The sequence below is a fragment of the Pelagibacterium limicola genome, from assembly GCF_015694405.1.
Taxonomy (GTDB): Bacteria; Pseudomonadota; Alphaproteobacteria; order Rhizobiales; family Devosiaceae; genus Pelagibacterium; species Pelagibacterium limicola.
In genome coordinates this window covers 1-12,599 of the sequence record NZ_JADQDB010000007.1, presented here as the reverse complement: position 1 = coordinate 12,599, position 12,599 = coordinate 1, and the positions used below count along the sequence as shown (strand labels likewise).

7 protein-coding genes are annotated in these 12,599 nt (G+C 58.7%); 2 read left to right on the top strand and 5 right to left on the bottom strand.

Annotated features, from left to right (window positions below):
* Positions 1 to 173 precede the first annotated feature (173 nt).
* From I2G20_RS14450 to I2G20_RS14430, 5 genes are all read right to left on the bottom strand, one after another.
* Positions 174 to 8,645, bottom strand: a complete 8,472-nt coding sequence (locus I2G20_RS14450; RefSeq protein ID WP_196260453.1) for a glycoside hydrolase family 94 protein — start codon at positions 8,643 to 8,645, stop codon at positions 174 to 176.
* 49 nt (positions 8,646 to 8,694) lie between these two features.
* Complete coding sequence (locus I2G20_RS14445) at positions 8,695 to 8,961, bottom strand: CsbD family protein (protein WP_196260452.1); 267 nt, start codon at positions 8,959 to 8,961, stop codon at positions 8,695 to 8,697.
* Positions 8,962 to 9,316: 355 nt separating this feature from the next.
* Positions 9,317 to 9,625, bottom strand: a complete 309-nt coding sequence (locus I2G20_RS14440) for a hypothetical protein (RefSeq protein ID WP_196260451.1) — start codon at positions 9,623 to 9,625, stop codon at positions 9,317 to 9,319.
* Between the two features lie 135 nt (positions 9,626 to 9,760).
* On the bottom strand, positions 9,761 to 9,898 hold the full coding sequence (locus tag I2G20_RS14435; protein ID WP_196260450.1) for a Sec-independent protein translocase family protein: 138 nt from the start codon (positions 9,896 to 9,898) through the stop codon (positions 9,761 to 9,763).
* A gap of 112 nt (positions 9,899 to 10,010) precedes the next feature.
* A complete protein-coding gene (locus tag I2G20_RS14430) occupies positions 10,011 to 10,178 on the bottom strand; it encodes a hypothetical protein (protein WP_196260449.1) in 168 nt (55 codons plus the stop codon).
* 338 nt (positions 10,179 to 10,516) lie between these two features.
* Here I2G20_RS14430 and I2G20_RS14425 point away from each other — a divergent pair, with 338 nt between their 5' ends.
* Both I2G20_RS14425 and I2G20_RS14420 read left to right on the top strand, forming a co-directional pair.
* Positions 10,517 to 11,545, top strand: a complete 1,029-nt coding sequence (locus I2G20_RS14425) for a sensor histidine kinase (protein ID WP_196260448.1) — start codon at positions 10,517 to 10,519, stop codon at positions 11,543 to 11,545.
* Between the two features lie 153 nt (positions 11,546 to 11,698).
* Entirely contained in the window at positions 11,699 to 11,962 is a 264-nt protein-coding gene (locus I2G20_RS14420) for a hypothetical protein (protein WP_196260447.1), read from the top strand.
* The last annotated feature ends 637 nt before the right edge of the window (positions 11,963 to 12,599 follow it).

Sequence of the window (12,599 nt, the reverse complement as noted above, 5' to 3'; positions counted from 1 at the left end):
TGGACGTGCGGGCGTGTTTCCGGTCCGCAACACGCGGGCCGGATTGGCAACGTCTTCAAAAAATCAAGAGTTGGTCCCGTCCCGGCAGGCCGGTCAGGAAACAGCCGGTGATCGGCTGAGAACGTAACTATTATATGGGCGCTCCCAGCCCAATAAACAAGGTCCGGGACCGATCAGACAGTTGTTGGTTGCAAAGCAATTGCAAGCGTATGTGCGCTGCCATCGAGCGGTACCCGAATGTCCTTGCTGTCGACGGTCACATCCTTACCATCAAGACTCACGCGCCTTGTTGCGCCCGGGTCCACCTGGGTGACGGAAATGTCGTACTCGCTGGCGCCCAGTCTTATGCTGGCCTCAAAACCCGGCCAATCGGGGGGCAGCACGGGATCGATGATCAGCATATTGCCCCGTCGCGTTATCCCGAGGATACCCTCGATTCCTGCGCGATACATCCAGCCAGCCGAACCGGTATACCATGTCCAACCGCCCCGTCCTATGTGAGGGGCCACCGAATAGACGTCGGCCGCAACAACATAGGGTTCGACCTTGTAGCGGTCTGTCGCTTCTGCGGTGTCAGCGTGATTGATCGGATTTAGCATGGCAAACAGATCAAGGGCGGTTTTTCCATCGCCCTGCCTGGCGAAGGCGAGAATTGCCCACATGGCAGCATGGCTGTACTGCCCGCCGTTCTCCCGAAGGCCCGGAGGATAGCCCTTTATGTAACCGGGATCGTGGGCGGTCTTGTCGAAGGGAGGTGTAAAGAGCAGCGCCAACCCGTCTTCCTTGCGGATCAGGTGCTTCTCAAGCGATGCCATTGCGACGGCGGCCCGCTCGGGATCGGCAGCGCCCGAGAGCACCGCCCAGGTCTGCGCGATGGAATCGATCCGGCATTCCTCGTTCTGTGCCGAGCCAAGCCAGGTGCCGTCATCGAAGGTGGCCCGACGATACCATTGGCCGTCCCAGGCGTGGGTTTCGAGAGCCTTGCGTAATTTATTGGCGTGGTTCTGCCACCGTGCGGCCCTCTGCGGATCGCGGGCTTGAGTCAGGGGCACGAATTTGTTGATTGCGCTGACGAGGAGCCAGCCGAGCCAAACGCTCTCGCCTTTGCCGCCTTCACCCACCCGGTTCATGCCGTCGTTCCAGTCGCCGGTGCCCATGAGCGGCAGGCCGTGTTTGCCGATCAGCGCGATGGCCTGATCGAGTCCGCGGGTGCAATGGTCGAAAAGAGACCCGGTTTCTCCGGCCTGTTGGGGGATGAAAAAAGCATCGTGCTCGCCTTCGGCCAGGTGCTGACCCTCGAGAAAAGGCACGGTTTCATCAAGGATGCCGGGATCGTCCGCAACCGAGATGTAGGTGGCGGTGGCCAAGGCCAGCCATACGCGATCGTCCGAAATTCTCGTCCGCACGCCCTGGCCCGAATGGGGCAACCACCAGTGCTGGACGTCGCCCTCGACAAACTGTCGCCCTGCGGCGCGCAGGATGTGGTGGCGGGTCTGTTCGGGTCGGGCAAAAGTCAGCGCCATGCCATCCTGGAGCTGGTCACGAAAGCCGTAGGCGCCACTGGCTTGATAAAAGGCCGAACGGGCCGTGATGCGACAAGCAAGCGTCTGATAGAGCAGCCAGCCATTGAGCATGATATCCATTGCCCGGTCGGGGGTTTTGACCTCGATCGTGCCCAGTAGCTCGCGCCAGTAGGCAGAAATTTCCGCCAGCAGTGCCTCGGTGTCGGCATCACGGTAGCGCGCCACCAGCGAACTGGCCTCCTCGGCGGTTCCGCTCTGGCCCAGGAGCGATACGATTTCACACGACTGCCCGGGTTGGAGCGAGACCTGCATCTGTTGGACAGCGCAAGGATCAAGGCCCGCACCCACCGTTCGGGAAAGCCGGGCGGTATTTTTCAGCGCAAGCGGCGCCGCTCTGGTGCCATGCCGGCCCAGAAATTCGGCGCGGTCAGTAGTCCAATCCGTTGTCTCCGCACCCAGATCAGCGAAGGCCACGCGATCAGGGAACTGGGTACTCCATCTGTCGCGTGCCAGGATCGCGCTGGTTGCCGCATCGATGTCGGTGGTGATGAAGGGAGCATTGGGCCCGCGCTGGGTGCCGAGCACCCACTCGGTATATGCAGTGACGGTAAGCTGGCGGATCTTGTTTGAGTGGTTGGTCAGCTTGAGGCGCGAAACCTTGATCGGATCGTCGAGCGGGACAAACTGGGTGAGCAGGCTTTCAATTCCATGCGCGCGGTGTGCAAAGGAACTGTACCCAAAGCCATGACGGGCAATGTAGCGCCCTTTGTTGCGGACGGGCTGGGCGGTAGGGCACCACAGTGCTCCGCTTTCTTCGTCACGGATATAGATGGCCTCGCCGTTGGGATCGCCTACAGGATCGTTGGACCAGGGGGTAAGCTGGTTTTCGCGGCTGTTGTCAGCCCAGCTATAGCCGCCGCCGCTTGCTGATACCTGAAATCCGAAGCCGGAATTGGCGATGACATTGATCCAGGGTGCCGGGGTCGATCGTCCAGCGTCAAGCACAGTTACATATTCGGTCCCGTTCTTGTCGAACCCACCCAATCCGTTGAAAAATTCAAGGCCGGTCGGCATGTCGACATGTTCCGGTTCGGCTGAAGCAAGCGGTGGCCATCTGGCCGCAGTACGGCTTTCGTGGGGCAGGACATTGCGGGCAAGCTGGTCGGCGATCGGGCCATGGCGTGCCAGCAACATGACTCGCGCGGCAGCATAGACAAGGTCACGGGTCTCAGTCGCCATCATGTCCGCCCGTAGGACATGCACGACCCCTTGCGCTGGCGTTTCGCTGAAGCGGGGACGCGATTGACTGGTGCGTACCGCAACTTCGATGGCGCTCTGGAGATCCTGGACATAGGACGCTGCGCGCTCGTTGACGATGACCAGATCCACCGCCAGCCCCTTCATACGCCAATATTCGTGCGCCCGGAGCAGTTCGCGCACCTGTCCCATATCCTCGACATCTTCGATGCGCAGCACCACGAGCGGCAGATCGCCCGAAATCCCATAGGCCCAGAGCTTTGATTGTGCACCTAAAGCTTGTGCAATGGTCTTGGCAGGGATGCGGAAGGAGGAATCGGCATAGAGAATGGGGGCTGCTAGGCGCTGAAAGTCGGCTGCCTGCTGGGAACTTATACCCAAGTGATAGAGCTGCACCTGAGCCTGGGTCCAGGCCAGAGTCTTGGCGCGCTCGAACGCATTGCGATCATTGTGACTGTCGATCAACTCGATAAGCTTTTCGCGCGACGATGCGACAAGGGTCCAGAATGCGATGCGGACGGACTTCCCTGGCTTGATGCGAACATGGTGGCGTAACGAGAATACGGGATCGAGCACGGTGCCCACTGTATTGGAGAGCGTGCCGCCTTCTGCAATCGCGGCGGGATCGGATATTGTACGGTCGCGGCCGACAAAGCGCGCCCTGTCGGATTCATATTGGGGTTCGCCAATGATCTCGCCCTCGACCACGGCGAAGTGACCGGCCCAGACTTCGGGGTCTTGGGGATTGCGCTGGCGTCGCGTTGCAACCAGTGCGCCGAATTCGGGCAGATATTGGGTGATGACGAACATCTTGGAAAAGGCCGGATGGGCACTGTCCGACGCGGCACTGGCCAGTACCAGTTCGGCATAGGAGGTCAATTCGATCTCTCGCGTCTGGCGGCCGGAATTGGTCAGGGAAACGCGGCGCACCTCCCCGTCATCCTCACCCGAGACCAGCAACTCCATCGCAGTGGTGAGCGTACCGTCGCGGCGGAGAAACTCAGCGTGGTCTTCACCAAAGACCACGCTATGGGCATCGGGTTTTCCGGCCAATGGCTGGACGCCAGGCGACCATGACGTGCCTGTCTGCGTGTCCTTGAGATAGACGAAACTACCCCAATCGTCTTTCGTGGCATCTTCGCGCCAGCGTGTGATCGCGATATCGCGCCAGCGGCTGAACCCTGCGCCCGCCGCGGTGACCATTACAGCGTAGCGGCTGTTCGACAACATATGGGTCGTGACGGGTGCGTCGAAATCAACGCTTGAAAGGCGACGTACTGTCGGAAATCCCTGGGTGTTCGCCTCGTTGCGGACGCCAAGTTCTTTGGCGCGCTCATGGGCGACGGCGACGTCACGCGGCAGTTTCTCGGCCAGAAGCAATTCGGTTGCCCGGATCATCGGTTCGCGATGGAAGCGGGCGCGCATACGGCCGTCGAGCAACGAATTGACAATCGAGACGATGGTCATGCCCTGATGGTGTGCCATCACGTTGCGAACGATCGCAAACTTTTCCTTGGGCGGAACGCGCGCGGGGGTGAAATCAATTGCTTCGTAGAATCCGTAAGGTCCGAGTGCGCCCATGTCGGTGAGGCGCGCGTAGTTCTCACTGGCGCCCTGCGGATCGACCATTGCTGCCAGCCCTGTGGCATAGGGGGCGATGACGAGATTGGCCGATAGCCCGCGTTTGAGCCCGAGGCCGGGCACGCCGAAATTGGAGTACTGATAGGTGAACTCCAGATCACGGGCGTTATATGCGGACTCTGAAATCCCCCATGGCACACCTTGCTCTGCGGCATACCCCATCTGTCGCGCAACGATAGTGCGGTTGGTGCGTTCCAGCAGGCTTCCATCAGGCGCCCGCATCACCAGCGAGGGCATGAGATACTCAAACATGGATCCCGACCAGGAGACGAGCGCTGATGCAGTACCTATTGGGGTTGCGGTGCGCCCGAGCCGAAACCAGTGCCGGGTCGGCGCATCGCCCTTGGCAATGGCGAACAGGCTGGCCAGCCGCGCTTCAGATGCCAGCAGATCATAGCAACTGGCATCCAGCCCGTTGTCGAGGAGGGAATAACCGATCGAGAGCAGCTTGCGATCGGGATCGAGCAGGAACGCGAAATCCATGCCCTGTGCCATGTCACGCGCCGCCTTGGCGAGTGCCCGAAGGCGGGTATCGATTTGGGTGGTATCAGTCCGGATGATCGCGGCATCCCGCGTGAACTGTCCGAGTGTTTCCCCCAGGGCGTTAATCCAGAAGACCAGTTCGGAGTCCGCGCTCGCATAGTCGCCAGCGACCTTGAGGGCCTTGTCGACGAGGCGGCCAAGCGGCGGCGCTGCGCTTTGCATCGACTGGTTGCCAACCAGCAGGAGTTCGATTTCATCGAAAGTCGGGACCAGAGCCTCGCCCGCCTCTCCCTGTTGACCGGCCAGCGCCAGTCGCGCCAGCGCGAGCGTATCGATCAGACCCGTCCGGTCATCTGGCAGTGGTGCGCCGACCCATTCCTCGCAGGCATTGGCAAGAGCGATGAGATGTCCCGCCAGATTCCCGCTATCGACCGAAGACACATAGGCCGGCTCAAGCGTGCGCAAGTCCTCTGTATCGTACCAATTGAACAAATGCCCATTGAACTTTGCCAGTCTGTCCAGAGAGGCAAAGCTGGCCTCGAGTCGTTCAATCGTGGAAAGCGTTCCTAACCACCCAAAATCGCGGGCGGCGACGGTCGAAAGCAGATAGAGACCAATATTTGTCGGCGACGTCCGGTGCGCGATGGCCGGGCGGGGCGTTTCCTGAAAGTTGTCTGGGGGCAGCATGTTGTCGCGGGTTGTCACAAACGTCTCGAAAAACCGCCAGGTGCGACGGGCAATCAATCGAAGTTCTGTTTCCTCGGAAGCAGTCAGGGTGCTCCGACTGGTGAGGTCGGGGCGGCTGACAAGAAGTGCGATGGCCGGAGCCGCGAGCCAGAGCATGGCGAGCGGCGTGATCAGCGGCCAGTTGTCTGGAGCGAAGACGAGCGCAGCCATCAACAGGGCCGTTGCGCTTAAGGTACCGCCTGCCATGTCGATGTAGAATCCCGAGACCGTGAGGCGGGGTCTTTGGCTGGCTTGCGCGGCGGTTGTCCATTCGAGAAGCAAGCTGTGTGAAACCAAGAGCCGATATAGCGTACGCGCAATTGCATCGAGATTCCGCCAGGCTTCATCGGGGAGAAAAGCGAGCTTGAGTGCAAATTGGAGGGCAGCAAGTTTTGCTTCCTGGGCAAGGCTGATGAAATGATGCGGCAGATGCAGACCATTGCGCCGGGGAAGTACCGAGGATGCAATGGGCACAAAGGCAGGGATGGCGATGGCCAAGGCAATCAGCACAAACCCTCCGAATGCCGCAGGTTGCGGCAGCAGGCATGCCAGAGCGAGCGCCAGAACGGAAAAGGGTGCAATGAGCGCTCGGCGAAGATTGTCGATCAGCTTCCAGCGTCCCAGCGCCCCGATCCCTGATCTGCTCAATATCCAGGGCAGCAATTGCCAGTCGCCGCGTGTCCAGCGGTGGGAGCGTCGCGCCGCGACATCGTAACGTGCTGGAAAGTCCTCAACGACTTCGACATCGGACGCCAGGCCCGCCCTGGCGAAAGTACCTTCCAGAAGGTCATGGCTGAGAAGGGTGTTCTCGGGGATGCGTCCGGCCAACGCCGCCTCAAAGGCATCGACATCATAAATGCCCTTGCCTGCGTACGTGCCCTGCCCGAAAAGGTCCTGATAGACATCCGATATGGCGCCCGCGTAAGGGTCGATGCCGCCTGGTGACGAAAAGATGCGCTGGAACAGCGATCCGACTCCAGCACCTGGCAGCGCCGCTGTAATTCGGGGCTGGAGAATTGCGTAGCCATCAACAACCAGCCCGCGCTCAGCATCGAACCGGGGGCGGTTGAGCGGATGGGACATTTTGCCTACGAGCCGCAGGACGGTTTCGCGCGGCAGCATCGTATCGGCATCAAGCGTTATGACGTAGCGCACATCAGGTGGAACACCCGGCCCCACACCATCCATTGAAATAAAGCTTGTATCGAGAGCACCGCGCAGCAGTCGGTTGAGTTCTTGCAGCTTGCCCCTCTTGCGCTCCCAGCCCATCCAGACCTTTTCGCCCGGATTGAACTTGCGTCGTCGGTGCAAAAAGGTGAAGCGGTCGCCCGCAGGTCCTGGGCCATGCTGCACATTGAGCGCGGAGATTGCACCCATTGCGATTTCCGCCAGCGTGGTATCGCCCTCCATAACCTCCCTGGGGGCATCCACGCTATCGGCCAGCAAGGCGAAATACACATCACCCTCCGCGCCAGAGAGGTAGTGAACTTCAAGCCGTTCAATCTGCTCGAAAAGCTCTGCCTCTGTAGTCAAAAGTGTGGGAACGGCAACCAGCGTGCGATGGGAAGCCGGTATGCCTTGGGTCAGTTCAAGTCCGGGTAGTGCCGATGCGCCGACGTGACCGGCAATGACCCGATTGACCAGAGCAAAGGCGATCTGTGTCGCAGGGAGAAGAGCGGCGATGGCAAAAAAAGTCAGCGCAGGCGTTGGCGCTCCCAAGGTCAAAAGTGTCCACACACCCGCCGCCATGACGAGCGTCGTTATCAGCACAAGCGCGGCCATATAGCCCTTGAGCCCCAAACGGACCGGGATACGGCTTATCCGCAGTTGCAGCGGAGCGCGAAAGCCGATGCGCGCTTCAAACTCATTCCGGCCCTCGCCGATCAGATGAAAGCCTGGATCCCCCATGCGTTCTGCTTCAGTCGGCGTCTTCGCTCGTGCCCGTGCCTCACAGGCCGCCGTCAATGCCTCGCAGGCAATATCGAGTTCTGATCCCGGCGCACCGCGCGCCAGTTGTTCGATGGCTGCGCGATACAGGTCTCGAGTCGCAAAATCCATTTCGGCAAACCCGCTGGTCGAGGACAGGCGCGCATCGACATGGCTGACTGTTTCGAATAGGGCCGCCCAGTCCACATCGGAAATCAGCCGCATGCTTGTGATTATATTCCGCATGGTAACGTTGGATGCGCCCTGTCGCTGCTGGGCATGCTGGACAACAAGTTCGATTGACGTGCCTTGGGCCGCAAGGCGCTGCTCGAGCCAGCTTTGCGCGGGTGTGATGTCGGGATCGTAGTCGCGCAGCCGTTTGGCGAGTTGGGCGGCAAAGCGTTCCGAGAGAGGCTCGGACGCGGGTGGAAGGGACTTCTCTGACTCCGGGCCGGCTTCCAGCAACCTGTCTGCCAGGGCGTTGGCTTCGGATCTGGCCGCTCGTCCCGTGGTGATCTGGTCGGCAAGCCGACGTAAATTCTCGACAAGGACTATCCGCAGCGTGATGGCGATCGCCCAGAGTTCGCCAATGGTCAGTGGCTGAACACGCTGGTAGGCAGCAACGAACCGTATCAGCGTTTCGGGGTCGAAATGGCTGTCGGTATGCGCGATGAAGGCCCAAGCGATGCCCAAGACGCGCGGATAACCGGCAAAAGGGCCCACAGCGAGCTTGGGTAGCTGCCGATAATAGCCAGGCGGCAGATCCTCGCGGATTTCGCGTATCTGGGCCTCAACGAGATGGTAATTGTCCAGCAACCATTCAGCCGCTGGCACGACTCCTCGGTCCCCCTCCACTTCTAGTGCGCTCGCGCGATAGGCGGTGAGTAAGGTTGCGGCGTTATCGTCGAGCCGGCGATGGAGGGAGGGTACGCCGACTGTGCGGGAAGCAACGGTCTGCGCGTGAGCCAGGCTCTCGGCATGCTCTTCCAGACGCTCGAGCCCAAACAGCTCTTCGCGGACAGGTGACGGATCGTCCCAAAGTGATCGCCGATGAAGGATACTCGACACCAGATCGGCGACAGAACGCATTTTTTGGGTCCTTTCGTTCGCGTCACGACGCGAACAGATGTGAAAACCCCTATGCCTTGAAAGGTGGGGAAAGCGCGTCAGATTCTTTATCTGACACTTGTCCGCCTTGGTTTTGCATCCACGCATGGACCTCGGACTGTGACCGGGAATGGGTTATTCCGCTTCGGTCCCGCACCATGGTGACGAGTTGCTGTTCGGAATTGATCATTGTGAGGTCGAGCGGTGTCAGGAAAGGCCATTGCTTGCGTGCATTTGTGCGCAACAGCGTTTTTGCTCTGGACCCATCCAGAGGCTCGCCGGATTGATAAGCAAACATGGAAGAAACTCCCGCGAGAGCGGATGAGCATGGCGCCCTGAAGGAACGTAAATATTGCGTTCCAAGTCTGCGCTCTCGCCTATAGAGATGGTCCTCATTGGAGGCGGCAACAAGGCAGCGCCACTGTCGTATAAGACTGAGGTGCCGAGTTTGGTCTATTTGCGCCGAGTCTGAACGACTTTGGTGTTCTTTTGCTGCTTATGCAAATTGTTGCCTGGGTTCATGTGGGCAAGTCGCAAGGCTTGACGATCTTTTTTGGACATTTTGGGTACAGCTTTCTTTTGTTCTCGCACGGCTCAGCGTCGAGCCGAACGCAAGCGTTTCATGGTAAAAGGCCGGTTGGTGTTGGTGGCAGCTATGTCCCTGCGGAACGCCCCGCGCCGCCCTCGTCCTCCCAGGTTTCGGTTGCACGCTTGCGGGACGTATCGGCCCGAGAGTCGATTGGAGGCAGGCCTTGGCGCTCCATCCAGTTTCGAACCGCCTCGCGTGCCTCGGTCGGCGTGCGGCCAGTGCATGAGGCGATCGCATCCACCAATTCTGCCTCAGTCACGATGGTGTTGATGTTTGTCGAGGCAAGACTGGGCCATTCATCCATCAAGGCGTTGCGTAACTCTGACCTGGCAAGAATCTTGGGTATTGAGGCATCCATATCGTATTTGAACATGATCGTTCTCCAGACCCTCGACGTTTTCGGGTGTTCCAGAAGGTCGCGGGGCTCTTTCCAAATGGTGAGCGTCCCTGCCAGAAACAATGCAGTGACGCTGCCCTAAACGGGGCCGGCAAAGTACCGCGCAGCGAGTTACTGGGCGGTGGCCGCAATGGTGCCTTGAAACCAACCCAAATTATTCGCCAGTCCCGTACCGGCGAGCGCGAGCACCACGATCAGGAGCACGAACCAGGGCGTCCAGTTATAGATATTCCGGTATTGGCTGGCCATTGGTCGGTCCTTTGCGATTGTCTCTGAAGCAGCAATCATCGGTAGCGCACGGTTCTTGAGGCGCGCCCGAGAGGGGTTGGCAACCCCAAGAAAACTATACCGTTTGAAAAAATCAGGACTTATAGATCTTGTTCTGGGCGAGCCAAACGATGCCGGCGGCCAGGGCCCCGGCTGCCGTGCCCATGGCGATGCTGACAAACATGTCGATGCCGAAACTGACACCAACGGCGATGCCGACAAAAAAACCGGCAACGATACCAATTTGAAGCTGAAAGAACATTTCGAGGATCCTTTCTCCGGTTCCTCTATTCCGCCCTCTTATACAGGATAATCAGAGCTGTTCCTAGCACAATCGGAGCGAACAATTTACCGATGCAATAACGATCAGGTTGTAAAAATTATTTTCCGATGCCCTGGGCTCTGATCCACAGAGAAGCTAAAGCCAAGTGCCGAACCTGATATTTCGTCGCCTTGCAACCTGCAAGAAAATGTTACGCTTGGCAGTGCCAACTGTGATACGATAGCTATTATCAAGGCAAACCGGACTCACCGTTTTACTTGGTTGCCGAGCTATGACTCGCGTGGCGAGTCTCCGGCCCGTAAGAAGGGCCCAACATTATGCCGCAATCACCAGACGACCATTTCGAAGCAGCGAGCACGCTTGCCGTGGTGGTGTCTTCAATTGAGCCGTTGCTTCTCTTGTCCAGCGACCAGAAGGTTATCGCAGCCAGCGCGTCGTTCTGCAGGGCTTTCGGGATCGACCCAAGAACCGTTTCCAGAAAGCAACTCAGCGAACTGGGGGACGGCGAGTGGTCGATGCCCCGGCTTACATCGCTTCTAAAGGTAACGGCAGGGGGAAGCTCGGAAATCGAGGCCTACGAATTCGACCTCAAACGACAAAATCAGGAAACACGGAATCTGGTCGCCCACGCCCGTATACTTGACGATGGCGACAGGACTCGCGTTCGGCTGCTCCTGGCGATAACAGATGTTACCGATACGCGCACCGAAACCCGATTGAGAAACAATCTCGTTCACGATAATGCCGTACTGATGCAAGAACTCCAGCACCGGGTGGCAAACAGTCTCCAGATCATTGCGAGCGTTCTGATGCAAAGCGCGCGCCGGGTGCAGTCTGAGGAAGCGCGCGGGCATCTCCACAACGCTCATCATCGTGTCATGTCGATTGCAGCCCTGCAACGCCAGCTCTCCACTTCCGGTGATGGCGACGTTGAACTGCTTCCCTATTTTACCCAGCTTTCCCAGAGCCTGGGCGCGTCGATGATTGCCGATCCCGACCGGCTCACGATTCAGGTGACAGCCGATGATAGCGCCGTAGACGCGGGCGTTTCGGTTAGTCTGGGGCTTATCGTTACCGAACTTGTCATCAATGCTCTCAAGCACGCGTTCCCCGACGAGCGAGCCGGCACAATCTTGATCGACTATAAATCATCGGGAAGTGACTGGACTCTTTCGGTTATCGACGATGGCATTGGAATACCGAAGGGACACAATGCACCCAAGGCGGGATTAGGGTCGGGCATTGTAGAGGCCCTGGTCAAGAACCTGAACGGCGAAATCGAGATACGTGATGCCGAGCCCGGAGTGGCCGTGACCATCGTCCACCGTGAGGCAGTTGTGCAATAGCGTAGGGACAGCCCTGCAGCGCGTATGCCCTATTCTTGGTACGGTCATTCGGTCCCCTGTCGGATGGTGTCGTTCGCGTACTATCTCAAACGTTGCCCGTTCGCCCGGTTGGGCGCATAGCCTCTTCGTACCACCGCTACCGAAAGTGATCACATGACCACCCGTACGACGCAGACCATCGTCAGTTTTTCAGTACCCTTTGCTCTTCCCGGTTTTCCCTCTCCGCTGCCTGCCGGTGAGTATCGCGTTGATCATGATGAAGTCATGATAGGCGGCAATGTTGAGGTCGGCTGGTTGAGGACGGCAACCTATATTCATCTTCCCGCAATCGGAGTCGGGGCATCGACACACCAGATGGTTCCGATTGATCGCGAAATCACAGATGCGTTTGTTTGGCAGACAATCCATCCGGAATGAAATGGTTATGTGGTTACGACTTCTTTGGTTAACCCCATTGAATTCCAAATTGGCCGCGTTCGCTGTGCAAGAGGTGTCGCGATGAAGATCACCGTTTTGTTTTATCGCGTCAGAGAACGTGACGACGCTCGCGCCGTCGTGGGTAGCGAAATTATCGAAGCTGAGAGTCGAGCGGTCGCAATTCGGGAGGCTCAACTCCTCGCTCGGACCCTTAACATGCCTCAGTCTGCTGATGCGATGTCGTTGTCCGATGCCGACGGCGCCGTCTTTCATACCGAAGACCTCCGAGAGCCCCCAATTGAAGGAAACGTTTAATCGGCTAAAGAGAAGGGTAACCCTTCGGCTCCAGCGCACAAGCCTGCGCCATCGTATTCATGGAGGCCAAAGGACGCAGTTTCACCAAGTACCGACAGTCGGATTTTGTTATGGCATTAACTGCACTACGCCGCCAGAAGCCGGGAGAAGAATCGGAGCCTGTAGCGTATATCCGGTAGGTGTGGGGATTGGCGGTGTAGATATGTCGGTACTCGCGGGACATCTCCCATACGCTCCCAATTCTGGGACGAAGGAGGTGTTCATGAACAAGGACCAACGCGAGATCGCGCGTAAGCTTCGCATTCTTCAGCATGCTGATGAG